Annotated in this window: 21 protein-coding genes; 16 read left to right on the top strand and 5 right to left on the bottom strand. The window is 67.4% G+C overall.

Annotated features, from left to right (window positions below):
• Positions 1-233 precede the first annotated feature (233 nt).
• A complete protein-coding gene (locus tag ACOZHM_RS20285) occupies positions 234-3,038 on the bottom strand; it encodes an EAL domain-containing protein (protein ID WP_421571157.1) in 2,805 nt (934 codons plus the stop codon).
• Between the two features lie 144 nt (positions 3,039-3,182).
• Between ACOZHM_RS20285 and ACOZHM_RS20280 the strand changes: the two genes are divergently transcribed.
• On the top strand, positions 3,183-5,279 hold the full coding sequence (locus ACOZHM_RS20280; protein WP_421571156.1) for a PAS domain S-box protein: 2,097 nt from the start codon (positions 3,183-3,185) through the stop codon (positions 5,277-5,279).
• Positions 5,280-5,282: 3 nt separating this feature from the next.
• Entirely contained in the window at positions 5,283-7,040 is a 1,758-nt protein-coding gene (locus tag ACOZHM_RS20275; RefSeq protein ID WP_421571155.1) for an EAL domain-containing protein, read from the top strand.
• A gap of 606 nt (positions 7,041-7,646) precedes the next feature.
• Here the strand turns inward: ACOZHM_RS20275 and ACOZHM_RS20270 are convergent.
• From ACOZHM_RS20270 to flgA, 4 genes are all read right to left on the bottom strand, one after another.
• On the bottom strand, positions 7,647-8,870 hold the full coding sequence (locus ACOZHM_RS20270; protein ID WP_421571154.1) for an ATP-binding protein: 1,224 nt from the start codon (positions 8,868-8,870) through the stop codon (positions 7,647-7,649).
• A gap of 78 nt (positions 8,871-8,948) precedes the next feature.
• Positions 8,949-9,281, bottom strand: a complete 333-nt coding sequence (locus tag ACOZHM_RS20265; RefSeq protein WP_421571158.1) for a flagellar protein FlgN — start codon at positions 9,279-9,281, stop codon at positions 8,949-8,951.
• A gap of 2 nt (positions 9,282-9,283) precedes the next feature.
• Positions 9,284-9,586 (bottom strand): flagellar biosynthesis anti-sigma factor FlgM, encoded by a 303-nt coding sequence (gene flgM, locus ACOZHM_RS20260; protein ID WP_421571153.1) that lies wholly within the window; start codon positions 9,584-9,586, stop codon positions 9,284-9,286.
• Positions 9,587-9,695: 109 nt separating this feature from the next.
• A complete protein-coding gene (gene flgA, locus ACOZHM_RS20255) occupies positions 9,696-10,361 on the bottom strand; it encodes a flagellar basal body P-ring formation chaperone FlgA (RefSeq protein WP_421571152.1) in 666 nt (221 codons plus the stop codon).
• Between the two features lie 118 nt (positions 10,362-10,479).
• On the opposite strand from flgA, the gene ACOZHM_RS20250 reads away from it, so the two are divergent.
• From ACOZHM_RS20250 to ACOZHM_RS20185, 14 genes are all read left to right on the top strand, one after another.
• Positions 10,480-11,430 (top strand): chemotaxis protein, encoded by a 951-nt coding sequence (locus tag ACOZHM_RS20250; RefSeq protein ID WP_421571151.1) that lies wholly within the window; start codon positions 10,480-10,482, stop codon positions 11,428-11,430.
• 441 nt (positions 11,431-11,871) lie between these two features.
• Positions 11,872-12,267 (top strand): flagellar basal body rod protein FlgB, encoded by a 396-nt coding sequence (gene flgB / locus ACOZHM_RS20245; protein WP_421571150.1) that lies wholly within the window; start codon positions 11,872-11,874, stop codon positions 12,265-12,267.
• Between the two features lie 3 nt (positions 12,268-12,270).
• Positions 12,271-12,678, top strand: a complete 408-nt coding sequence (gene flgC / locus ACOZHM_RS20240) for a flagellar basal body rod protein FlgC (RefSeq protein ID WP_421571149.1) — start codon at positions 12,271-12,273, stop codon at positions 12,676-12,678.
• Between the two features lie 26 nt (positions 12,679-12,704).
• Positions 12,705-13,385, top strand: coding sequence for a flagellar hook capping FlgD N-terminal domain-containing protein (locus tag ACOZHM_RS20235; protein WP_421571148.1), 681 nt, complete (start codon positions 12,705-12,707; stop codon positions 13,383-13,385).
• A gap of 31 nt (positions 13,386-13,416) precedes the next feature.
• Positions 13,417-14,640: a flagellar hook protein FlgE gene (gene flgE, locus ACOZHM_RS20230; RefSeq protein ID WP_421571147.1), complete on the top strand. Its 1,224-nt coding sequence runs from the start codon at positions 13,417-13,419 to the stop codon at positions 14,638-14,640.
• Positions 14,641-14,675: 35 nt separating this feature from the next.
• On the top strand, positions 14,676-15,428 hold the full coding sequence (locus ACOZHM_RS20225) for a flagellar basal body rod protein FlgF (protein ID WP_421571146.1): 753 nt from the start codon (positions 14,676-14,678) through the stop codon (positions 15,426-15,428).
• 105 nt (positions 15,429-15,533) lie between these two features.
• Complete coding sequence (flgG, locus tag ACOZHM_RS20220; RefSeq protein ID WP_068851734.1) at positions 15,534-16,319, top strand: flagellar basal-body rod protein FlgG; 786 nt, start codon at positions 15,534-15,536, stop codon at positions 16,317-16,319.
• Between the two features lie 23 nt (positions 16,320-16,342).
• On the top strand, positions 16,343-17,035 hold the full coding sequence (gene flgH, locus ACOZHM_RS20215) for a flagellar basal body L-ring protein FlgH (protein ID WP_421571145.1): 693 nt from the start codon (positions 16,343-16,345) through the stop codon (positions 17,033-17,035).
• Positions 17,036-17,081: 46 nt separating this feature from the next.
• Positions 17,082-18,179, top strand: a complete 1,098-nt coding sequence (locus ACOZHM_RS20210) for a flagellar basal body P-ring protein FlgI (RefSeq protein WP_421571144.1) — start codon at positions 17,082-17,084, stop codon at positions 18,177-18,179.
• Positions 18,179-19,405, top strand: a complete 1,227-nt coding sequence (flgJ, locus tag ACOZHM_RS20205; RefSeq protein WP_421571143.1) for a flagellar assembly peptidoglycan hydrolase FlgJ — start codon at positions 18,179-18,181, stop codon at positions 19,403-19,405. Before ACOZHM_RS20210 ends, flgJ begins: the two co-directional genes overlap by 1 nt.
• An 8-nt stretch (positions 19,406-19,413) precedes the next feature.
• On the top strand, positions 19,414-21,291 hold the full coding sequence (flgK, locus tag ACOZHM_RS20200) for a flagellar hook-associated protein FlgK (protein WP_421571142.1): 1,878 nt from the start codon (positions 19,414-19,416) through the stop codon (positions 21,289-21,291).
• Positions 21,288-22,493 (top strand): flagellar hook-associated protein FlgL, encoded by a 1,206-nt coding sequence (flgL, locus tag ACOZHM_RS20195; RefSeq protein ID WP_421571141.1) that lies wholly within the window; start codon positions 21,288-21,290, stop codon positions 22,491-22,493. The genes flgK and flgL overlap by 4 nt, the downstream gene beginning before the upstream one ends.
• A 247-nt stretch (positions 22,494-22,740) precedes the next feature.
• Positions 22,741-23,913, top strand: a complete 1,173-nt coding sequence (locus tag ACOZHM_RS20190) for a flagellin (RefSeq protein WP_421571140.1) — start codon at positions 22,741-22,743, stop codon at positions 23,911-23,913.
• A gap of 193 nt (positions 23,914-24,106) precedes the next feature.
• Positions 24,107-25,324, top strand: coding sequence for a flagellin (locus tag ACOZHM_RS20185; RefSeq protein ID WP_421571139.1), 1,218 nt, complete (start codon positions 24,107-24,109; stop codon positions 25,322-25,324).
• The last annotated feature ends 527 nt before the right edge of the window (positions 25,325-25,851 follow it).

The following is a 25,851-nucleotide window of genomic DNA, read 5'->3' as shown; positions in this document are numbered from 1 at the left end:
TTTTTACCCCCGGGTGGGTTGTGCTCCTGCGGTTGCTTAGCGGTTCTGTTCTGGGGGGGCGCGGCGGGGGGGGGCGTCCGGCCAACGGCCGGGGCTACGAACCGTTACGAGCCCATTGGGATTCGGGTCTGTGAACCAGACGAACCGGTACGGGGCCATTGGGATTCGGGTCTGCGAACCAAGCGAACCGTTTCGGGGCCATTGGGATTCGGGTCTGCGAACCACGCGAACCGTTACGGAGCCGCCAGAATCCGCGCAGGATCCAGCGTCGCCCCCAGCAACTGCTGTTGCCCCTGCACCCCACCCTTCAACCATTGCGCCAGATCGCGCGGGGTCAGCGGCCTGGAATACAGGTAGCCCTGGATCTCATCGCAACCCTGGCGGCGCAGCATCGCCTCTTCCTGCTCGGTCTCCACGCCCTCGGCGACCACCTTCATGCCCAGCGCGTGGCCCAGGTGCACGATCGCCTGGGTCACCTCGGCGGTGCCGGCGTCGTGCAGCATGCCCTGCACGAAACTGCGGTCGATCTTCAGGCGGCCCACCGGGAAACGGTTGAGGTAATGCAGGTTGGAGAAGCCGGTACCGAAGTCGTCCACGGCCAGCGGCACGCCATGTCGCTCCAGTACATCGAAACAGTGGCGCAGCACCTCGGTGTCACGGATCAATGCCGACTCGGTGAGCTCCAGCTCCAGCCGCTGCGGCGGCCAGCCATGGGCATGGCAGGTGTCGATCACCCGCTCGGCGAAGCCGCGGTCACGCAGCTGCACGGCCGACACATTCACCGCCACACGGTCAAACTCCAGTCCCGCCCGCGCCCACGCCGCCGCCTGGCGGCAGGCCTCGTTGAGCACCCAGTCGCCAATGCGGACGATCTCGCCACACTTTTCGGCAATGGGAATGAACTCGGCCGGGCTGCAGTAGCCGATCCCCGGGCGGTGCCAACGCAGCAGGGCCTCGATCGCCGGGGGCTGGTCGTGGGTGGCATGCAGCAAGGGCTGGTACGCCAGGCTGAACTCCTCACGCTCGATCGCCCCCATCAGGGCGTGCTCGATCTCCAGCTTGCGCTGTATGCGCAGCAGCGCGTCCTGGCTGTAGTACTGGTACGTATTGCGCCCGGCTTCCTTGGCGGCGTACATCGCCGCGTCGGCCGCGCGCAACAGGGAATCGAAATCGGTGCGCCCTTCATCCAGCATGGCGATGCCGACGCTGGCCCCGACCTTGAGCGTGGTGTCGCCGCGCTGCAGCGGCTCGGCCAGCGAGGCAATCAGCTTGCGCGCCACATGGCCCGCATCTTCCGGGTCCGCCAGATCGCGCAGCACCACGATGAACTCGTCGCCGCTGAAGCGGCCGAACAGATCGGCGTTGCGCAGGTTCTGGTGCAGGCGCGAGGCGGCGGCCTTGAGCAGCGCATCGCCGGTAGCGTGGCCGAAGGTATCGTTGATGGTCTTGAAGCCGTCCAGATCGATGAACAGCATGGCCAGCGCCGCGCCACGGTCGCGTGCCTCTTCGATGGCATCGGCGGTCTGCTCGCGCAGCAGCATGCGGTTGGGCAGCCCGGTGAGCAGGTCGTAGTGGGCCAGCAGCTCGATGCGCTCGTTGGCCTCGCGCTCGCGGGTGATGTCACGGAACAGCACCACGAAGCGCGTCGGCAGGCCGTCGCGATGGTCCAGCTCGATCAGCACCTGCACCCAGATGCGCAGCCCGGATTGCCGATAGAAGCACAGGTCCAGCTGCTCCGGCAGGCCGCCGTCGGCGATCCGCGCCAGCGCCGCTTCGAAGGCCTCGCGCGAATCCTGGGTGTACAGGGCCAGCGCCTGGTCCAGGCTGATGGGCTCCTTGCGCAGGCCGTGGATGCGGTAGCACTCCTCGGTCCACTGCATGTGGCGGGTGCTGACTTCGATCTCGCATCCGCCGATCCGGCCCAGTGCCGAGACGCGGTTGAGCAGCTCGGTGCGCCAGCGGATCAGCGCATCGGTCTGGTGTTGTTCGGTGATGTTCTGGACCTGGCCAAGCAGGCGCTGCATGCGCCCGTCGGGGGTCAGCAGCGGCTGCATCCACAGTCGCAGGTGCAGGGCGCCCTCGCCTTCGCGCAGCAGCTCCAGCTCCAGCGTGGTCGGCTTGCCGTCGCGCAGCATGCGCCGCCAGGCACGGCGCAGCAGGCTGCGCGAGCGCGGCTCGAGCCGGCGCAGCCAGCGCCGCCGGCCGCTCAGCGGATCATCGCCCACGTCCAGCAGGCTGCGGAACTCCGGCGACCACCAGAACTGGCGGTTGTCCGGGTCCCACGACCAGCTGCCCATGCTGGCGATGCGCTGCGCCTCGCGCAGATGCACCTGCTGCTCCAGCAGCAGCGCCTCCATCTGTTTCTGCGCCTGGATGTCGGTATGCGTGCCCACCATGCGCAGCGGCTGGCCGTCCACGGTGCGCGCCACCACCCGGCCGCGGTCCAGCACCCAGCGCCACTCGCCGTCGGGGTGGCGCACGCGGTACTGCGCGGCGTAGACCTCGCCTTCGCCGCGCAGGTGCGCGTCCAGCGCCGCGCGCACGGCCGGTTGGTCGTCCGGATGCACCGGCGCCAGCAGCGCCTGGCCTGCGTTGGCCCGGGCATATTCGTCGTGCGGCGCCGGCACGTCGTTCCAGCGCCTGGAGTGCGTCACCGCATCGCTGGGCAGGTCCCAGTCCCACAAGCCGTGCCCGGCATGGTCCAGCGCCAGTTCCCAGCGGCTGCCCGCGTAGTTGGCCACCGGCTCGGGAACGCTCAGGGTGAAGGCCAGCAGCTGGCCATCGGGGTCGTGCACCGCGCGCAGCCAGCCATCGAAGCGCCCACGCGGGCCGCCCGGCAGCTGGCAGGGAACCAGCCCGCCGTCGGCCGCCAGCAGGCGCAGATCCTCCAGCAGCTCGCCGTAAGCTGCCACCGTTGCCGGCAACCCATGCTCGCGCGCGGCGGGATTGGCAGCCAGCGGGCGTCCGCTCCGGTCCAGGATCACCAGGGCCGATGCCAGGGGGTGCTGCAGCAGACTCGCAATGATCCCTTGGTCCACGCGGTAAGACTCCGATAACGCTCCCGACGCCCGGGAACGAAATCGTTAGCGGCAACTGCGGCCGATAGTTGAGTCCTACGTGCGCCAGGGGTGGTACAGCCACTACTATGGACCGCCCCCCTGCCCCGGATTCCGCCGCACCCCATGCCTGCCGCCCCGCCTGGTCCCTCCGCCGACCAACGTCCGCTCGCCAAGGCCCTGCGCCGCGACCGCTGGCGGGTGGTGATCGGCTACCTGGTGCTGGCCCTGGTGTGGATCCTGTGCAGCGACGCGGCCGTACAGATGCTGGCCTCGGACCTGCCCACCGCGGCACGCTGGCAGACCGCCAAGGGGGCGTTCTTCGTCATCACCAGCGGCGCCCTCATCTACCTGCTGCTGCGCCCGCTGGCCCATCACGTGCTGCACACCCACGCGCAGCTGGAGCAGTCCGAGCAGCGCCACCGGCAGCTGTTCGAGGGCAACCCCGGCCCGATCCTGGTCTACGACCTGCACACGCTGGAGATCCTGGACGTGAATCCGGCGGCCTGCAGCCTGTTTGGCTGGGGCCGCGAGGAATTCACTGCCATGTCGATGACCGCGCTGTGGCCGCCGGGCGACGAGGCGGCCCTGGCGGCCAAGCTGGAACAGATCCGCGCCCAGCCCGAGCAGCTGTGCGTGATCACCGCCGACCTGCTGCTCAAGGACGGCAGTCCACGCCGCATGGAAATGCGCAGCAACTACCTCGACTACGACGGCCGCCCGGCCCGGCTGCTGATCGCCATCGACCGCACCCGCGAGGACCAGGCACTGCGCCGGCGCGACCAGGCGCTGACCCGGGTCGAGGAAGCCCACGAAATGGCCCGCATCGGCGCCTGGGAAGTGGACCCGGCCACCGGCCTGGGGCGCTATTCGAACCAGGTCTACCACCTGCTTGGCCGACGCCCGCCGGAGGCCCGCCGCTGGCACCCGTTCGAGGAGCTGCTGGTGCCTGCCGACCCGTCCACGGCCGCCCTGAGCGAGCAGCTGCTGCAGGACATGCGTGGCGAGCGCGTGCAGATCGACGTACTGCTGCCGCTGCTGGCGATGGACGGCCGCGCCCTGATGGTGCACCTGCGCGCCGAAAGCGGTACCGACGACGCCGGCCGCCCGCGGGTACTGGGCACGCTGCAGGACGTGACCGAACGCGAACAGTCGCGGCGCCTGCTGCGCGAACGCGAGGAACAGTTCCGCGAACTCGTTCGCGTGCTGCCGGACGGCGTGGTGATCCTGTCCGACGAACACGTGCTGTATGCCAACGCCTGCGCTGCTGCGCAGTTCGGCTACGGCCAGCACACCCTGCTGGGCGAACCGCTGGCGGCGCTGGTGGTCACGCCAGACCTGGCCCGGGTGCGCGCGCAGCTGTTTGCCACCATTCCGCTGCCCACCACCGGGGGCAGCGAGGTCATCGGCATGCGCCGGTTCGATGGCCAGTGCTTCCAGGCCGGCCTGGCGGTGGGCGATGTGCGCTACGGCGGACGCAACTGCAAGCTGCTGATCGTGCGCGACCTGAGCGAGCCCGAGCGCATCCGCGAGGCGCTGGAGACCAGCAACCGCGAACTGCAGGCGATGGCCGGGCGGCTGTTCTCGCTGCAGGAGGACGAGCGCCGCGCGATTTCGCGCGACCTGCACGACGACATCGGCCAGGCCATCACCGCCATGAAGCTGTCCGCCTATGCCGCCCAGGACGAGGCCGACCCGCGCCGGCGCGGCGAGGACCTGGAGCAGATCATCCAGCTGGCCGATGCCACCGTGGGCAAGCTGCGCGACATCTCCACCCTGCTGCGCCCGCCGCAGTTGGACGCGCTGGGCCTGGAAGCGGCGTTGCGCTGGCAGGCCGGCATGCTGTTCCGCTCGGCGTCGATCGAGCTGCTGGCCGACATCCAGTCGCTGCCCCGGCGCCCACAGGGCGATATCGAGCAGGCCTGCTTCCGCATCGCACAGGAGAGCCTGACCAATGTGCTGCGCCACGCGCGCTCCAGCCAGGTCAGCCTGAAACTGCACGACGTGGACGACCACGGCCTGCACCTGCAGGTCCGCGACGACGGCGAGGGTTTTGACCCGGACGGTCCGCGCGGACTGGGCCTGATCGTGATGCGCGAGCGCGCGCAGAGCGTCGGCGGCACCCTGAAAATCGAATCGGCGCATGGTGCAGGCACCCTGGTCGACCTGTACCTGCCGTACCGCATCGACGGCACGGCCACCTCCGATACCCTGGAACACTGATTTATGTGGAACCCTTCCCTGCCCCTGGTCAGCATCGAGGACGCCCCACCCCGCCTGGGTGCCGGCAATCCCGAGCTGCAGGCCATGGTCAACGAGGCCGCCTCCGGCGGCACGCCGCTGATGCTGATGCACGTGGACATCGACCACTTCGCGTCGGTGAACGAGAACATGAGCGCCGAAGTCGGCGACCAGGCGCTGGTGCTGGTCGCCCAGCGCCTGCAGCACCACCTGCGCGGCCGCGGCAAGCTGTGGCGCCACGGCAGCGACGAGTTCCTGCTGGCGGTGCCGCGCACGGCCGACCTGCCGCTGCCCGATGACCTGGCCGAGGAGATCCGCCAGCAGCTGGAACTGCCGTTGTCGGTGCTGCCGTACACGCTGTTCATGACCGGCAAGCTGGGCGTCAGCCTGTGCCCGGAACACGCCACCGAGACCTCGCGCCTGCTCGACCATGCGGAGGATGCGCTGTACCAGGCGGCGCGCGAGGGCGGCAACGCGGTGCGCATCCACGCGGTGAACACGCCGTCGAGCGCGCACAGCGAGAGCATCATCGCGCGGCAGATTGTGGACGCGATTCCGAACGGCGAGCTGAAGCTGCGCTACCAGCCGCTGGTGAGCGCACGCGACGGCCACGTGGTGGGCATGGAGGCGCTGCTGCGCTGGCAGTCGCCGACGCTGGGCATGCTGGTGCCGGAGCGCTTCATGCGCACGGCCGAGCGGCTGGGCATCATCGTGCAGATCGGCACGTGGGTGCTGGAAGGCGCGCTGAAGCAGGCGAAGCTGTGGCGCGACCAGGGCTTCGATGACTTCACGATCGCGGTCAATGTCTCGACGCTGCAGCTGCTGCGCCCGAATTTCTTCGCGGAGGTGATGTCGCTGATGCAGACGGCGGGTGTGCCCGCGCAGATGCTGACGTTGGAGATCAACGAAAGCGCGCTGACCAACAACGTGAATTTCGTCCACGAAACGCTGGTGAACCTGCGCAACGAGGGCATCAGCCTGAGCCTGGACAATTTCGGCACGGGCGATTCCAGCCTGAGTGCGCTGGTCCGCTACCCGGTAGACAAACTCAAGATCGACCGCAGTTTCATCAAGAGCGCGCCGGCGGGCAACCGCGAGGCGGCGATCGCGCGTGCGATCATCGCAATGGGCCACCAGCTGGGCATGACGGTGATCGCCAACGGAGTCGAATCGCAGGCACAGCTCGGCTTCCTGCGCCGCAACGACTGCGATGTGTTCCAGGGCTATCTGTTCGGCGAGCCGATGTCGGCCGACGCGGCAGGCATGACGCTGCGCCGGCGCTACCTGCGCCCGGAGGCGTTCGCCGAAACCCGCCCGGACCGCACGCTGCTGCTGCTGGACGACGAGGAAAACGTGCTGCGCTCACTGGTGCGCCTGTTCCGCCGCGATGGTTACCGCATTCTGGCGGCGGGCAACGTCCGCGATGCGTTCGATCTGCTGGCGATCAACGACGTGCAGGTGATCCTGTCCGACCAGCGCATGAGCGACATGAGCGGCACGGAGTTCCTGGGCCGGGTCAAAATGCTCTACCCGGACACGATCCGCCTGGTGCTGTCGGGCTACACCGACCTCAACACGGTCACCGACGCGATCAACCGCGGCGCGATCTACCGTTTCCTGACCAAGCCCTGGAACGACGACGAGCTGCGCAAGCACATCCACCAGGCCTTCCGCACGCACGAAGAGCAGCGCCGCGCCAACACCGCGCAGCCTGCTTCAATTCCCGCACCCGAAGCCGAATGACGTGACGCCGGGCCGCTCGTAGAGCCGGGCTTTGCCCGGCTGCTTCATGCATTTGAGCGAACAGCGGATGGCCCTTGGCTCCTCTGATTTGGCGGGACGGTGCCGGTCTGCGGGGGACGCCGTGAACCCATCCATGGGGGCTCAGTCGCCGCATCCATGCGGCTCATGCCCCCGCAAACCGGCCCCGACCCGCCTTTGACAGTGTGTCGTTGCCAGGGGAAACGCGGTAGCGCCGGCCGTTGGCCGGCTCTTTGTTTCGGCCGATTTCATGCGTTACCGGGCGTTGATCGGTTCACGGCAGTTGTCTTGCGACGAACCCCACCTGCAGTGCGACAGTGCGCGGGGTCAACGGCGCGTGCGCTCGTCCCCGCTTTTTCCCTGGCCACCGATTACTGTCAAAGGCGGGTCGGGGTGGGTTTGCGGGGGCATGAGCCGCATGGATGCGGCGACTGAGCTTACATGGACGTACTTGCAGCGTCCCCCGCAAACCCGCACCGTCCCGCCAAATCGCGGATATCGTTGCCCACCGGCTGTTCGCCCAAAACCAACAGCAGCCGGGCAACGCCCGGCGTCACGACGCATCACGCAATCACGCCATCGCGAAAATCAGCGCGGCTGTTTGATCGGCAACACCAACCGGAACTTCGAGCCCTGGCCCGGCGTGCTGTCCAGATCGATGCGGCCGTGGTGCTTGTTGATGATGCTGTAGGAGATCGACAGGCCCAGGCCCGTGCCGCTGCCCACCGGCTTGGTGGTGAAGAACGGATCGAAAATGCGCTGGCGCAATTCCGGCGAAATGCCGCCGCCGGTGTCTTCGAACTCCACCCACACATGATCGCCATCCACCCCGGTGCGCACCGTGATCGTGCCGCGCTCGGCAATGGCGTGGCCGGCGTTGAGCAGCAGGTTCATATACACCTGGTTGAGCTCGGACGGCAGGCATTCCACCAGCGGCAGCTGGCCGAACTCGCGGTGCAGCGTCACCTTGTACTTGAGCTCGTTCCAGATGATGTTGATCGTCGATTCCAGGCCGGAATGCAGATCGACCAGCTTCCACGACTCGTCGCGGCCCGAATACGAGAAGTCTTTCAGATCACGCACGATCCGGGTGACCCGCTCGATGCCCTCGCGCGATTCGGCCATCAGCTGCGGCAGATCGCGGCTGATGAAATCGATGTCGAAGCGATTGCGGATATCGTCGATCTCCGGAATCAGCGCCTTCGGGTCCGGTGCGCGCAGCGCCCGCTCGTACGCCTCGATCACCGTGAACAGGCTGCGCAGGTATTCCTGCAGGCTGCCCAGGTTCGAGTGCACATAGCCGATCGGATTGTTGATCTCGTGCGCCACGCCGGCGGCGAGCTGGCCGATGGAGGCCATCTTCTCCGACTGCAGCAGCTTCTCCTGCGTGCCGTTGAGGCGCAGGTAGGCCTGGCGCAGCTCGGCGTGGCGCTGCTGCAGCTCGCGCTCATAGTCCTCCTGGCCCTCGATGCGGCGGAACAGCGCCAGGTAATGGCGCTGCCCGGCGTCGTCGTGCTGGTAGATGTGCGCGATCACCATGCGCTCACCCACCGGCAGGCTGCCGTTCCAGTGCCCGTGCTGGCGCGCGTGCTCGAGTGCGTCGGGCGGCAGCAACTGGCGCAGCCATTGTGCCGCGCCCACCTGCGCATCGCGGTCGGCCTGACCGAGCATCTCGCGCACGGCCGCGTTGGCCACCGCCACGCTGCCATCTTCGCGGAACAGGAGCACGCCTTCGTTGATCCGCTCGAACAGGGCAAGCAGGACCGGCTGCGGGGGCAGCGGCGCGGTGACAAGGGAAGTAGACACGGTCACGGTCACATCGGGCAGCCAAACAAGGCGCCCACTATATCCGTGTTGGAAAGATCCGGCGCCGTGTGCGCCCTGCCCGCCTCAGGCAACGGCCAGCGGGCGGCGGGTGTGCATCGTGTTGGATTGGCCCTTGGCGTCGTAGGCCGAGGACTCTTCGCTACGGCCCAACTGGCGCAGCGCCCAGTTGACCTCGCGGCGGCGGCGCGCCAGCAGCACGCCGTTGGCGCGGTTGCGCTCGGCCAGCTCTTCCAGCTTCGCGTTCTGCCCCACCGGCAGCGCGGCTTCCAGCGCACGCAGCGCTTCGAGCTTGGCACCGGTGGCGCGGATCAGGGCCTGCACGTCGTGCTCGACCAAGGCCTGGCGTTCCACGTCCAAGGCCTCGCTGAGGCGCTGCAATGGCTCGCTCATCGCCAGTTTCATCCCTGCAGCTGCTGGTCCAGCTCAAGCATGCGCGAGGCGATCGCGTCGGGATTGATCTTGTAGGTGCCGTTCTGCAGCGACTCGCGCACGGCCTGCACGCGGCTGGCGTCGATCGCCGGGGCCGTGCTCAGTTCGCGCTGCATCGCCTGCAGGCTGGTGGCCTCGCCGGTCAGCCGAAGGCTGTCGGCAGCTTCCACGGGGCGTGCCGGGGCATCGGTGCCGACGCTGGGCTTGGTCCCCGGCGCAATGCTGCGCAGATGGGCGGTTGCCTGCAGGTTGCCGTCGATTTTCTGGCTCATGGGTCTGTCCTGGAGTTGCGGTTCACAAGGGATAACGGCACGGGCACCGCCATCTTTAGGGGCTTTCGCGGTTTTTTTGCCGGTTTCCGCCCCGGATTCATATTTCTGGTCAGCGCGTCACAAAAACGTCGCCACTGGCCGCCACGGTACCCTGCACGATCTTGCGTGAAGACAGATTCTCTACCGAGACGCGTTCATTTTCACCGGCATCGGCCAGCGCCTTGCCGGCCACGCGGACCTCGACCCCACCAAAACGGGAGACCAGGGCCACGCTGTCACCCCGCCGGACCAGCCGCTGGGGTACCAGGTCGTTGGCCGACAGCAGGCTGCCGGCGCTCAGGGTGCGGCGGGCCACCCGGCCGACCGCCGCGGCCGGGTCGGCCAGGGCGGCACCGGCGATGCGGGCCACGTCGCGCTGTGCGGTAGTGATATCGGCCACCCCCAGCGTTTCTCCAGCGGCGATGCCGCGATTGAGGATCAGCACGGTCTGGTTGCGGCGCACCTTGACCGGCACGAACAGGCGCCAGCCGCCCGGGTCCGGGCAGCTGACCTCCACCGTACTTGTGCCGGTGGGCTGCGCACTCAGCGCCTGGCCGCACGCGGGCAGGCGCAGCGCCGAATCCAGCGTGGTGTCGCCCTCGCTGCCGGCCGGCAGGGTCGACAGCGCCGCGGCGCGGATGCTGTCCACCGGCTGCCAGCCGCCCGCCGCCCGGGCAGACGGCGGCGCCAGCGCGAACAAGGCAACAAGAGAGGTGGCGATCAGCAGGATACGCATGGCGGCTCCAGGGGCATGGCACATGCGCAGCGTCATGCAAGCGCCGTGCCGGAGTGCGCGGCGCGGCCGGGTGTGGCCCTGCCCTCAAGTGATCGCCCTGCGCGCCGATACCACCCCCATGTCACATGACCTGCTCAACCGCATCGACCAGCGCACACGCCTGGCTGGCCACAACCGCCTCGCCCTGCTGTTGTTCCGCCTTGGCGGACGTCAGCTTTTTGGCGTCAATGTGTTCAAGGTGCAGGAAGTCCTGCGCCGGCCGGACCTGTTCCAGGTCCCGGGCCTGCCCAGCCAGTTCGCCGGCGTTGCCGACGTGCGCGGCCGGTCGGTGCCGGTGCTGGACCTGGGGCTGGCCATCGGCCACCCGGAGCGTGAGCCGAACGCCGACACGGCGCCGGGCTACCTGGTGGTGACCGAGTTCAACCGGTCGATCCAGGGCTTCCTGGTCAGCGGCGTGGAGCGCATCGTCAACATCGCGGTGGAAGACATCCACCCGCCGCCGGAACTGGGGGCCGAATCGAGCTACCTGACCGCGGTGACCCGCTTCCAGGGCGAGCTGATCCAGGTGATCGACGTGGAAAGCGTGCTGGCCGACATCGCCCAGATCCGGGGCGAAGCCGTGCTGGACCCGGCCATGGCGCTGTCGCTGGTCAGCGATGCCCCGCAGCTGCAGGTGCTGGTGGTGGACGACTCGCGGGTGGCCCGCCAGCAGATCCGCAGCGTGCTGGACCAGCTGGGGGTGGGCGCGACCCTCCTTTCGGACGGCAAGCAGGCGCTGGACCACCTGCTGCAGATCCACGCGGCCGGCGAAAACCCGGCCGAGCGTTACGCCATGGTCATCTCGGACATCGAGATGCCGGCCATGGACGGCTACACCCTGACGACGGAAATCCGTCGTCACCCCGGCCTGGCCGGCCTGTACGTGCTGCTGCACACCTCCCTCTCGGGCGTATTCAACAACGCCATGGTCGAGCGGGTCGGCGCCAACGCCTTCGTGGCCAAGTACTCCCCGCACGAACTGGCCGATTTCGTGCTCGACCGCCTGCGGAAGGTCGCGCAGGCGGCGTGAGGCCTTAAAAGCGGCGGTGGCGTATTGCCTGCAGGGCCGGGGCGGAGGGGGTTGCGGGACACGCCGTAAACCCATCCTTGGGGGCTCGTTCACGCCATCCATGGCGCTCTACGGTCCCGCAACCCCCTCCGCCCCGGCCCTCGACACATGGCTGGCGCCTGCCCATCTTGGGCAACCATGAACAATGCAGCCGGGCAAAGCCCGGCTCTACCCCTCCCACAGCGCAAGGCTTGCCCCTGCGGCGAGGCGATGTCGGTTGGCGGGGGTCGGCAGGGCCTGACGGGACTGTCAAAAACATGGATGTTTTTGACAAGCCCCCATGGATGGGTTCACGGCGTGTCCCGGCAGGCCCTGCCGACCCCCGCCCCACGTACGCAATGAATCGCCGCTTTTTGGCATGCCGCTTGCACCACTCCCCACATCGTCCCGTGGGAGTGCGCCATGCCCAACCTGATTTCCGACTATCTGGGTATCCATGCCCAGGCCATGCCGTTGCGCGAGCAGCGGATGAAGCTGATTGCCAGCAACCTGAGCAATGCCGATACCCCCGGGTACAAGGCCCAGGACCTGGACTTCGACGCCGCCCTGCGCAATGCCCAGGGTGCCGACAGCAACGGCCTGATGCGCACCACCAATGAGCAGCACTTCGCCATCGGCGGCGGGCTCAACCCGTTCCAGATCACCAAGGAAGGCGTGCAGCCGAGCATCGACGGCAACACCGTCGATCCCGATGCCGAGCGCGCCGCCTATGGCCGCGCCGCGCTGGAATACCGCGCCTCGCTGAGCTTCGTCGAATCCAAGGTGCGCTCCATGCTCACCGCGATCACGGGGCAATAAGCCATGAGCAACCTGCCCATTTTCGATATCGCCGGCTCCGCGCTGCAGGCCCAGTCCGTGCGCATGAGCACCCTGGCCTCCAACCTGTCCAACGCCGACACCATCGCCGGCTCGGCCGACGCCGTGTACAAGCCGCTGGAGCCGATCTTCCAGTCGGTCACCAGCCGCAACGACCCGAACGTCACCACCGTCCAGGTCAAGGAAATCAGCCAGAGCAACGCCGCGCCGATCAAGCGCTACGAGCCCGGCCATCCGCTGGCCGACGGCGACGGCTACATCTACCAGCCCGACGTCGACCCGGTCGCGCAGATGGTCAACCTGATCTCGACCTCGCGCAATTACCAGGCGGGCGTGGAGATGTTGACCACCGCCAAGGAACTGGCGCTGGCCACCCTGACCATGGGTCGCTGACCCTACTTATTGCAGGACATACCGTCATGAGCACCACCAGCGGCGTCGGCAGCACCGACATCTACAGCGCCTTGGGCCTGAACGCGCCCAACAGCGATACCACCAAGAAGAAGGACACCCTGGACCAGGCCGACTTCCTGCGCCTGATGACCGAGCAGCTGCAGCACCAGGACCCGCTCAAGCCGATGGACAACACCCAGATGGTGGCGCAGATGGCGCAGCTGTCCCAGGTCCAGGGCATCAACGACCTCAACAGCACGGTCAAGGGCTTCCAGGAATCCATGGCCGGCGACCAGGTGCTGCGCGGCGCGGCGCTGGTCGGTCACGACGTGCTGGTGCCGTCCACCAAGTGGCAGCTGGAGACCGAAGGCGATACCAGCGGCATGGTCGCCGCGCCGGGCGCCGGCTACGTCACCGTGGACATCACCGACGCCAACGGCGTGAAGGTCACCCAGCTCAGCGTCGAGGCCAAGGCCGCCGGCGAAGTCACCTTCGACTGGGACGGCAAGGACGCCAACGGCAACCGCATGCCGGCCGGCAGCTACAGCATTGCCGCCACCCACACCGACAGTTCGGGGGCGCAGACCAAGATCAACACCTACGTCGAGGCCCCGGTGGAGAGCGTCACCGTCGGCTCGGACGGCCTGTACCTCAACCTCAAGGGCCTGGGCACGGCCCCGATCGACTACGTGCTGCGCGTCAGCTGAGTCACTTCGTCACGCATCCAAGGAGAATCCCATGGGCTTCAATATTTCGCTGTCCGGCATCAACGCCGCCAACGCCGACCTGAACGTCACCGCGAACAACATCGCCAACGTCAACACCACCGGCTTCAAGGAATCGCGCGCCGAGTTCGCCGACCTGTTCTCGGCCACCAGCTACGGCCTGTCCAAGAATGCCGTCGGCTCGGGCGTGCGCCTGACCAACGTGGCCCAGCAGTTCTCGCAGGGCAACAACGAGCAGACCGGGCGCAGCCTGGACATGGCCATCTCGGGCGAAGGCTTCTTCACCATGAGCATGAACGGCGCCCGCGTGTATTCGCGCGCCGGCAACTTCCAGACCGACCAGGCCGGCTACGTGGTCAACCCGCAGGGTGCGCGCCTGCAGGTGTTCGCACCGAACGCCGACGGCACCAGCTTCGACAGCGGCCGCCTCACCGACCTGCAGCTGCTCACCACTGACAGCCCGCCCAAGCAGACCGGCAAGGTCAACGTGGCGTTCACCCTGCCGGCCAACGCCAAGCAGCCGACGCTGGCCACGTTCGACCCCACCGATTCCAACAGCTACAACCAGTCCACCGGCGGCATCACCGTGTACGACTCGCTGGGCGTGAGCCACACCCAGACCTCGTACTTCGTCAAGACCGCCACCGCCAACCAGTGGGAAGTCCACAACTACGTGGACGGCCAGGCCGTCGGCACCCCGACCACGCTGACCTTCAACGATGCGGGCGCCCTCACCGCGCCGGCCAACGGCCAGATCGTGATGGACCCGTTCACCCCGACCACCGGCGCCGGCACGCTCTCGATGACCCTGGATGTCACCGGCTCGACCCAGTACGGCGAGAAGTTCGCGCTGCGCAACACCCAGCAGGACGGCTATGCGGCCGGCAAGCTCAACGAGATCACCGTGTCCGAAGAAGGCGTGGTCTACGCCCGCTACACCAATGGCGACGACAAGCCGCTGGGCCAGGTCGCCCTGACCACGTTCAACAACTCGCAGGGCCTGGAGGCGAAGGGCAACAACCTGTGGGTGGAAACCTTCAGCTCCGGCACCCCGCGTACCGGCGCGCCGGACAGCTCCAACCTGGGCAAGGTGCAGGCCGGTTCGCTGGAAGCGTCCACCGTCGACCTGACCGAGCAGCTGGTCAACATGATCACCGCGCAGCGCAACTTCCAGGCCAACTCGCAGATGGTCTCCACGATGGACCAGATCACCCAGACCATCATCAACATCCGTTGATGAGCCGCTGATCGACGCAACACGGGACTACAACGATGGACAAGGCTCTCTACGTCGCGATGACCGGTGCACGCGCCTCCCTGCAGGCGCAGGGCACGCTGTCGCACAACCTGGCCAACACCGATACCCCTGGATTCAAGGAAGCCCTCGCCAACACCGAGGCCTTCCCGATCACGGGCAAAGGCTTTGCCTCGCGCGTGGACGCCCTGCACGTGGACGCCGGCTTCAACCGGCGCCAGGGCGCGCAGCACATTACCGGCAATGCGCTGGATCTGTCGCTGGACGCGGGCAACTGGCTCGCGGTGCAGGCGCCGACCGGCGGCGGTGAGGCCTACACCCGCGGTGCGTCGCTGTCGATCACCCCGAACGGCCAGCTGGTCACCGCCGGCGGCCATCCGGTGCTGGATGAGAACGGCGCCCCCATCGCCGTTCCGCCGCACCAGGCGATGGACATCGGCAACGACGGCACCATCTCCATCATCCCGCAGGGCGAAGGCCCGCAGACGATGGCCGTGATCGGCCGCCTGCGCGTGGTCGCCGCCGAAGATGCGCGGCTGGAGCGTGGGCTGGACGGGCTGATGCGCAACACCGACCCGCAGCAGCCGTTCGTGCAGGCCCAGGGCAAGTCGCTGGACAGCGGCCAGCTGGAAGGCAGCAACGTGGATGCGGCCGGCGCGCTGGTGCAGATGATCCAGCTGCAGCGGCAGTACGAAATGCAGGTGAAGGTGATCAAGCACGGCGATGAAAACGCCCGCAGCGCCAACTCCCTGCTCCGCCTTGGCAGCTGATCCGGCGCGGCGACGTAATTCCGGCGCGGTTCTGGCACGCGTCATGCATCACCCCCTACAACGGCCACCGCGCGTGGCCACCCGCAACAACACAGGAACACGGCCATGAACCAGGCATTGTGGATCGCAAAGACCGGACTGGATGCGCAGCAGACGCGCATGTCGGTGGTGTCCAACAACCTCGCCAACACCAATACCACCGGTTTCAAGCAGGACCGTGCCAGCTTCGAGGACCTGTTGTACCAGCAGGTGCGTCAACCCGGCGGTTCCTCGTCGGCGCAGACCCAGCTGCCCACCGGCCTGCAGCTGGGCACCGGCGTGCGCGTGGTGGCCACCTCCAAGAATTTCGAACAGGGCAGCCAGCAGCAGACCGGCCGCGCGCTGGATGTGATGGTCAATGGCCGCGGCTTCTTTGAAGTGCAGATGCCGGATGGTTCGTCGGCGTATACGCGCGACGGCTCTTTCCAGCGCAACCAGCAGGGCGAACTGGTCACCAACAGCGGTTACCCGGTGCAGCCGGGCATCCAGATTCCGGAAGGCGCGCAGTCGCTGACCATCGGTACCGACGGCACCATCAGCGTGAAGATGGCCGACGACGCCGCCTCGGTCGAGATCGGTGCGCTGACCCTTACCGACTTCGTCAATCCAGCTGGCCTCCAGGCCCGCGGCGAGAACCTGTTCCTGGAAACCACCGCCTCCGGCCCCGCACAGAACGGCAACCCCGGTCTGAACGGCCTGGGCAGCGTGGTGCAGGGTGCGCTGGAAGGCAGCAACGTCAACGTGGTCGAAGAGCTGGTGTCGATGATCGAAACCCAGCGCGCCTACGAAATGAACGCCAAGGCGATCTCCACCACCGACTCCATGCTCGGCTACCTCAACAACAACGTCTGATCGGTTTGAACCGGGACCCCGCCATGTCGCCTCTGCACCCTACTCTTCGCCTGCTGTCCGGCGCTGCCGTGATCGCCCTGCTCGGCGGCTGCGTCATTGCTGGCGACGTCCGGCCGTACCCGGCCATGGCCCCGGTGGTTCCCGTGATGGCACCGACCGTGCAGCCCACCTCCGGCGCGATCTACGCCGCCGGCCCCGGCCTGCAGCTGTACTCGGACCGTCGCGCGCGTGACGTCGGCGACCTGCTGACCATCACCCTGACCGAAAGCACCACCGCGCAGACCACCGCCAATACCACGACGGACAAGGAGTCCAACCTGAGCCTGGGCACGCCCACCATCTTCGGTGCGCCGGTGACGCTCGGCGGCAAGGACATCCTCAGTGCCAGCGCGGCGGGCAAGCGCGACTTCACCGGCAAGGGCACCAGCGCGCAGAGCAACCGCCTGCAGGGCAGCGTGACCGTCACGGTGATGCAGCGCCTGCCCAACGGCAATCTGGTCGTGCAGGGGGCGAAGAACCTGCGGTTGAACCAGGGCGACGAACTGGTCCAGGTGCAGGGCATCGTGCGCGCCGCCGACATCTCCCAGGACAACACCATTCCCTCCAGCCGCGTGGCCGATGCGCGCATCGTCTACGGCGGCCGCGGTCCCGTTGCCCAGTCCAATGCGATGGGGTGGTTGAGCCGTTTCTTCAACTCGGCGCTGGTGCCGTTCTGAGGCTGATATGAAGAGCATCTTTCCGATCATTTTCGCGAAGCGACGCATGGCGTCGCTCTACGTGGTCATTGCAACCCTGGCCTTCATGTCCTCTGCGTCGGCTGAGCGGATCAAGGATCTGGCCCAGGTCGGTGGCGTGCGCGGCAATGCGCTGGTCGGCTACGGCCTCGTGGTGGGTCTGGATGGCAGCGGCGACCGCACCAGCCAGGCGCCCTTCACCGTGCAGAGCCTGAAGAACCTGCTGGGCGAGCTGGGCGTGAACGTGCCGGCCAACGTCAACCCGCAGCTGAAGAACGTGGCCGCCGTGGCGATCCACGCCGAGCTGCCGCCGTTCGCCAAGCCGGGCCAGCCCATCGACATCACCGTCTCCTCGATCGGCAACGCGGTGTCGCTGCGCGGCGGCTCGCTGCTGATGGCGCCGCTGCGCGGTGCCGACGGCGAGGTCTACGCCATCGCCCAAGGCAACCTGGTCGTCGGTGGCTTCGGCGTGCAGGGCAAGGACGGTTCGCGGGTTTCGGTCAACGTGCCCAGCGTCGGTCGCATTCCCAATGGCGCCACGGTGGAACGCGCCCTGCCCGACGTGTTCAGCGCCGGCGGCGACATCACCCTGAATCTGCACAAGAACGACTTCACCACCGTCTCGCGCATGGTGGCCGCGCTGAACAACGCGTTCGGCGACGGCGCCGCCCGCGCCGTGGACGGCGTCACCGTGGCCGTGCGGTCGCCGAGCGACCCGGGCGCGCGCATCGGCATGCTGGCCCGCATCGAAAACCTGGAACTCACCCCTGGCAGCGCCCCGGCCAAGGTGGTGGTCAACGCCCGCACCGGCACTGTGGTGATCGGCGCGCAGGTCCACGTCGGCGCGGCCGCGATCTCGCACGGCTCGCTCACCGTGACCATCAACGAAAACACCAACGTCAGCCAGCCCAATGCCTTCGGCAACGGCCAGACCGTGGCCTCGCCGCAGTCCACCATCACCGCCACCAACGACGGCAGCCGTATGTTCAAGTTCTCCGGCGGCACCACGCTGGATGAGATCGTGCACGCCGTGAACGCGGTCGGTGCCGCCCCGGGCGACCTGATCGCGATCCTGGAGGCGCTGCGTCAGGCCGGCGCGCTGAGTGCCGAACTCGAGGTGATCTGATGCGCATCCAACCGGCACTGGAACTCAATCCGGCCCAGGCCAACAGCCCGGCCAAGGTCGACAAGGTCGCGCGCCAGCTGGAAGGCCAGTTCGCGCAGATGCTGGTCAAGAGCATGCGCGATGCCAGCTTCGGCGATTCGCTGATGCCCGGCGAGAACCAGATGTTCCGCGACATGTACGACCAGAAGATCGCCGAATCGATGACGAAGGGCCGTGGCCTGGGGCTGTCGGCGATGATCTCGCGCCAGCTCGGCGGCGGCGACACCGAACCCACCAAGGCGACCGATACCCGCCTCAACCCGGCCGACGCGCTGCGCGCCTACCGGCTCAATGCACCGGCGGCCGCGCCCATGGCCCTGCCCGCCGCCAACGCGCCGGCCAGCGCACCCAGCGAGGTCGACCTGCTCCAGCACCTGGATGGCAACGCGCCGTCCGCCGTGCTGCAGCCGATGGAACGCGCGCTCGACCTGATTGCCGGGCGCGAAAGCAGCCAGATGCATGAGGCGATCGGGCGCAGCGATCCCTACGGCGCCCTGCCCGCCACCGACACGACCGGCGACAACTGGGCGATGGCCGACGACCGCTGGCGTGATGTCGGCGCCACCGCAGCCACCGCCACCGGTCCCAGCGCCGTGGACACCCTGGCCGGCAGCACCGCCGCCGCCCAGCTCGGCGCGCATACCCCGGAAGGCTTCGTGGCCAGCATCTGGGGCCATGCCCAGCAGGCCGCACGCGAACTGGGCGTGGACGCCAAGGCGCTGGTCGCCCAGGCCGCGCTGGAAACCGGCTGGGGCCGCAAGCTGGTCCAGCGCAACGGCGGCGGCAGCTCGCACAATTTGTTCGGGATCAAGGCCAGCGGCTGGAGCGGTGAACGCGCCACCAGCGGCACCCACGAATACGTGGACGGTGTGCGCCGCAACGAGACCGCCAGCTTCCGCGCCTACACCTCGGTGGGCGACAGCTTCGCCGACTACGTGAAGCTGCTCAAGAACAGCCCGCGCTACCAGAACGCGCTGCAGGCCGGCGGCGACGTCCGTGGCTTCGCACAGGGCCTGCAGAAGGCCGGCTACGCCACCGACCCCAGCTACGCGGCCAAGATCGCCGCGATCGCCGGTGGCCCGACCATCGAGCGCGCCATCGCCGCCGTGGGCGATGCCAGCCAGCGCCTGGGCCGCACCTTTGCCAGCACCGCCAGCCCCGCCGGGCTGGGTGCCATTCGTCGTTGAGGTAACCCATGTCCGTACTTTCCACCGGCACCAGCGCCCTGCTCGCCTTCCAGCGCGCATTGGCGACCACCAGCCATAACGTCGCCAACATCAACACGCCCGGCTACAGCCGGCAGAAGGTGGACTTCGCCACGGCCAGCCCGCAGAACCTGGGCTATGGCGATATCGGCAATGGCACCCGCATCACCGACGTGCGCCGCGTGGCCGACCAGCTGGCGATCTCGCGGCTGCTCGACAGCAGTGGCGAACTGGCGCGGCTGAAGCAGCTCTCCACCCTCGCCGACCGCGTGGACTCGCTGTTCTCCGATACCGCCACCAATGTCTCCGGCGTCTGGTCGAACTTCTTCGACACCGTCAGCGGCCTGTCGTCCAACGCCTCGGGCACTGCCGACCGGCAGAACGTGCTCGACAGCGCCGGCACCCTGGCCAGCCGCTTCAAGCAGCTCAACGAAAGCCTCAACTCGCTCAATGGCGAGGTCAACAACGGCCTGATCGCCGGCGCCACGGAAGTGAACCGGCTGGCCGCCGAGATCGCCCAGCTCAACGGCGCCATCGGCAGCAACGCCAACACCGCCGCGCCCGACCTTCTCGACCGCCGCGACCAGCTGGTGGCCAACCTGATCGGCTACACCGGCGGTACCGCGGTGATCCAGGACGGCGGCTTCATGAACGTCTACACCGCCGGCGGCCAGGCCGTGGTGGTGGGCACCACCGCCAGCAAGGTCACCACCGTGACCGACCCCTACCAGCCCGAACGCCTGCAGCTGGCGATGGAAACCCAGGGCCAGAAGATCACCCTGGACCCGAAGAGCCTGGGCGGCCAGATCGGCGGCCTGCTGGAATTCCGCAACTCGGTGCTGACCCCCACCCAGGCCGAACTGGGCAAGCTCGCCGTGGGCCTGGCCAGTACCTTCAACGACACCCATCACCAGGGCGTCGACCTGTACGGCAACATGGGCGCCGATTTCTTCAGCTTCGGCAGCCCGCGCGTGACCGGCAACACCGGCAACACCGGGACGGCCAGCGTCAGCGCCAGCTTCGGCGACCTGTCCAAGCTGGACGGCCAGAACATCGTGCTCAAGTTCGATGGCGGCACCTGGCAGGCCACCCGCGCCGACACCGGCGCCGCCGTGCCGATGACCGGCACCGGCACCGCCGCCGACCCGCTGGTGCTCAATGGCGTGGAGCTGGTGATGTCCGGCACCCCGGCGCAGAACGACCGCTTCCTGCTGCAGCCCACCGCCGGTGTCGCCGGCACCCTGGCCGTGGCCATCACCGACACCTCGCGCATCGCCGCCGCCGCCCCGGTCAAGGCCGCGGCCGGCCTGACCAACACCGGCACCGGCAAGGTCAGCGGCGTGGCCGTCACCGATTCCAGCAACGCGAACCTGCGCAACCCGGCGGCGATCGTGTTCACCAGCGCCACCGAATACACCGTCGACGGCACCGGCCCGTTCACCTACACCGCCGGCCAGACCATCAGCGCCAACGGCTGGAGCTTCGTGCTGGACGGCGCGCCCAAGGTGGGCGACAGCTTCAACATCAGCCCCACCCCGGCCGGCTCCAGCGACAACACCAACGCCCTGCTGCTGGCCAAGGTCGAGGACGCCAAGACCTTCAATGCCGGCACCGTCACCCTCAACGGTGCGCTGGGCGGGCTGACCACGCTGGTCGGTTCGGCCGCGCGCGCGGCCGACTACTCGCTGCAGGCCCAGCAGGTCATCACCGACCAGGCGCAGGCCTCGCGCGATTCGGTGTCCGGGGTGAACCTGGATGAGGAAGCCGCCGACATGCTCAAGCTGCAGCAGGCCTACCAGGCCGCCTCGCAGCTGATTTCCACTGCCGACACCATGTTCCAGACCATCCTCGGAGCCGTTTCGCGATGAACAACCGAATCTCGACCGGGATGATGTTCAACCAGTCCATCTCCATGATGATGGCCAAGCAGAGCAAGATGAACCACCTCGAACAGCAGCTCGCCACCGGCAAGAAGCTGGTGAGCGCCAAGGACGACCCGGTCGCCGCCGGCACCGCCGTGGGCCTGGACCGCGCCGTGGCCGAGCTGGACCGCTTCGCCCGCAACGGCGACGTGGTGCAGAACCGGCTGGGGCTGCAGGAAAACGCCCTGGCCCAGGCCGGCGACATGATGGCCCACATCACCGAGCTGACCATCCAGGCCAACAACCCGGCACTGTCCGCGGCCGACCTGAAGTCGATCGCCTCCGAGCTGAAGAGCGTGCGCGACGGCCTGCTGTCGCTGGCCAACAGCACCGACGGCACCGGCCGCTACCTGTTCGGTGGCACCGACGATGCCGACGCGCCGTTCAAGCTCAGCAATGGCGTGGTCACCTACAACGGCGACCAGACCCAGCGCCAGGTGGAAGTGGCACCGGACACCTTCGTCAAGGATGCCCTGCCCGGCAGCGAGATCTTCCTGCGCATCCGCACCGGCGATGGCAGCCTGGACGGCAGCGCGGCGACGACCAACACCGGCACCGGCGTGCTCACCACCTTCGGCCGCGACCCGGCCTCGGGCGACTGGGACGGCGCCAGCTACACGCTGCGCTTCACCGGCCCGGATGCCTATGAAGTGGTCGACGCCACCAACACCGTGGTGAAGAGCGGCGTCTTCAAGGCCGGCGATGACATTACCTTCGAAGGCGTCTCCATGCGCATCGAGGGCGAGCCCAAGGCCGGCGACAGCTTCGGCATCGGTGCGGCCAGCGCCCGCGACATCTTCTCCACCCTCGACGGCATGATCAACGCCCTCGACAACGCCGCCGATGATCCCACCGCCGTGGCCCGCCAGCAGAACATCCTGCAGTCCGGCATCCGCGACGTGGCCCGCGCCTCGGAGAAGTTCATCGATGCGCGTGCGTCCGGCGGCGCGCAGCTCAAGGCCATCGACGATGCCGGTGCGCTGCGCGATGCCAACGGCGTCACCCTGAAGACCACGTTGTCGGCGATGCGCGATCTCGACTACGCCGAAGCGATCGGCCAGTACCAGCTCGAACAGATTTCCCTGCAGGCCGCGCAGACCATTTTCACCCAGATGCAGCAGATGTCCCTGTTCAACGCCATCCGCTGACATAGCGCGCACGCGGGGCGTCGAACGCCCCGCGATGCAGGCCGTTGCGGGCATTCCGGCCCCTTCCGGAAGCCCGCAACCACCGACCATCACCCCTGCCGGGTGATGTTTTCTGCGTATTTTGGCTCAAGCCTCCGGCATTACCGCCGTTATCTCTCCTGCAACAGCTGCGTCCGCCACGGGCGCGGACTCTGCGTCAACTCCGGATGCACGCCGCGGCCGGAACTTGCCCACAGGAAAGAGACAAATGGCACAAGTAATCAATACCAACGTGATGTCGCTGAATGCTCAGCGCAATCTGTCCACCAGCGGTTCCAGCCTGGCCACCACGATCCAGCGCCTGTCCTCGGGCCTGCGCATCAACAGCGCCAAGGACGACGCCGCCGGCCTCGCCATTTCCGAACGCTTCAGCACCCAGATCCGTGGCCTGGACGTTGCCGTGCGCAACGCCAACGACGGCATCTCGCTGGCCCAGACCGCCGAAGGCGCGATGGTTGAAATCGGCAACAACCTGCAGCGTATCCGTGAACTGTCGGTGCAGTCGGCCAACGCCACCAACTCCGACAGCGACCGCGAGGCCCTGAACGCCGAAGTCAAGCAGCTGACCTCGGAAATCGACCGCGTTTCGCGCCAGACCAACTTCAACGGCACCAAGCTGCTGGACGGTTCGTTCTCCGGCGCGCTGTTCCAGGTCGGCGCCGATTCGGGCCAGACCATCGGCATCAACAGCATCGTCAATGCCAGCACCTCGGAGCTGGGCAACGGCCTGTACGCCGCCAAGCAGACCTCGACCGCCGCTGCCATGACCGGCACCGCCACCGCGGCCGGCAAGGTCACGGCGATGGAAGTGAACGGCATCGCCATCGACGACATCGCCGTCGCCGTGGGTGACAAGGCTGCCGACGTCAGCAAGAAGCTGGTCAACGCCATCAACGACAAGATGGACCAGAGCGGCGTGTACGCCTCGCTGGATTCCAGCGGCAAGCTGGAACTGACCTCGCTGAAGTCGGGCAAGGACTTCACCTTCACCGCCGCCACCACCGATGCCACCGGCCTGACCGTGGCCCTGGCCGGCATTGCCGACGCCGATGCAGACGCCCGCGACACCGTCAGCGGCGTGGACATCTCCTCGGTGGCCGGTGCCCAGAAGGCGCTGTCGATCGTGGACGACGCCCTGAAGTCGGTGAACTCCTCGCGCGCCGACATGGGTGCGATCCAGAACCGCTTCACCTCCACCATCGCCAACCTGAACACCACTTCCGAGAACCTGTCGGCCTCGCGCAGCCGTATCCGCGACACCGACTACGCCAAGGAAACCGCCGAACTGACCCGCACGCAGATCCTGCAGCAGGCCGGTACCGCGATGCTGGCCCAGGCCAACCAGTCGCCGTCGAGCGTCATGAGCCTGCTGCAGGGTTGATGCCTGCCGCTGGTGTGTAACGAAAAACCCCGCGCAAGCGGGGTTTTTTGTTGACAACCGCATATTTCCCCCACCTGTGCCCTAAAGGTTCCCGCCGGGGTGTCGTTAATGATTTCAACCAGGGCATAACGCCCACTGCCTCCCCCGGGGCAGACCCCGACCCCGCATTACCTTCGTACCCAGGAGCACGGAAATGGCACAAGTCATCAACACCAATGTGATGTCGCTGAACGCACAGCGCAATCTGTCGACCAGCGGTTCCAGCCTGGCTACCACCATCCAGCGGCTGTCCTCGGGCCTGCGCATCAACAGCGCCAAGGACGATGCCGCCGGCCTGGCCATCTCCGAGCGCTTCAGCACCCAGATCCGCGGTCTCGACGTTGCCGTGCGCAACGCCAACGACGGCATCTCGCTGGCCCAGACCGCCGAAGGCGCGATGGTCGAAATCGGCAACAACCTGCAGCGTATCCGCGAACTGTCGGTGCAGTCGGCCAACGCCACCAACTCCGACAGCGACCGCGAGGCGCTGAACGCCGAAGTCAAGCAGCTGACCTCCGAAATCGACCGCGTTTCCCGCCAGACCAACTTCAACGGCACCAAGCTGCTGGACGGTTCCTTCTCCGGCGCCCTGTTCCAGGTCGGCGCCGACTCGGGCCAGACCATCGGCATCAACAGCATCGTCAACGCCAGCGCCAGCGCGCTGGGCGGCGCCAAGTTCGACAAGAACACCTTCACCGTCGCTGCCCCGGGCACCAACGGCGCCGTGTCCATCACGGGCATGGAAATCCAGGGTGCCGACGGCAAGTCGTACAAGCTGGACGACATCGAAGTGAAGGCCGGCGTCGACGCCGCCGCCACCCAGAAGGCCGCCACCGCCGCCATCGCTGCCGCGATCAACGCCAAGATGGACCAGACCGGCGTCTACGCCTCGGCCGATGCCGCCACCGCCGGCAAGCTGGACCTGACCTCGGTGCAGAACAACGTTGCAGATGACGGCACCTTCAATGCCATCACCGTGACCATGGGCACCTGGACCGGCGCCACCGCCCCGACCGCGCCGACCCCGACCGCCGACGCCACCGGCCTGACCGCCCAGTTCGCCAGCAACCTCAACATCTCCACCTTCACCGGTGCGCAGCAGGCCCTCTCGATCGTTGACAAGGCCCTGACCGCGGTCAACTCCTCGCGCGCCGACATGGGTGCCATCCAGAACCGCTTCACCTCCACCATTGCCAACCTGGGCACCACCTCCGAAAACCTGTCGGCCTCGCGCAGCCGTATCCGCGACACCGACTACGCCAAGGAAACCGCCGAACTGACCCGCACGCAGATCCTGCAGCAGGCCGGCACCGCGATGCTGGCCCAGGCCAATCAGTCGCCGTCGAGCGTCATGAGCCTGCTGCAGGGTTGATGCCTGCGCGGTTGGTGTGTAACGAAAAACCCCGCGAAAGCGGGGTTTTTTGTTGCATGTGGGATGGGGTTGTTTGGCGGTAAACGCCGTACGGATGGCAAGTATCGTGTTCGATCGGTTTTGGACGGTTGCCGTTGATCTTCGTTCCGAGGTCATGAACGCCTGACGCGCGGCTTCGGTTCGTCTAAACGCCGGACGAATTATGCGGAACGGTATTGAACCGGTTTCAGACGCTTGTGCCGCGCTTCGCGCGGTCGACACGCATGGCGTGTCTCTACGAACCGTTACGTGCCCATTGGTATCTAGAGCAGTTCAATGGCCCGATTCGTTACGTGCCCATTGGAATCCAACGTAATCCGCCGTAGCGCCGGGCTCTGCCCGGCTGCTCTTGCTTCCCCCAAGGCCACCGGCCAACTGTCAAAGGGTCGGCGGGGGTGGGTTGGCGGGACTGTAGAAAACATGGATGTTTTCTACAAGCCCCCAAGGATGGGTTTAACGCGTGTGCCGCCCACCCACCGCCCCCCGCC

This window comes from Stenotrophomonas sp. PD6 (assembly GCF_049199305.1).
Lineage (GTDB): Bacteria > Pseudomonadota > Gammaproteobacteria > Xanthomonadales > Xanthomonadaceae > Stenotrophomonas.
The sequence above is the reverse complement of the archived record's forward strand: the minus strand, read 5'-3'. Positions and strand labels throughout refer to the sequence as shown.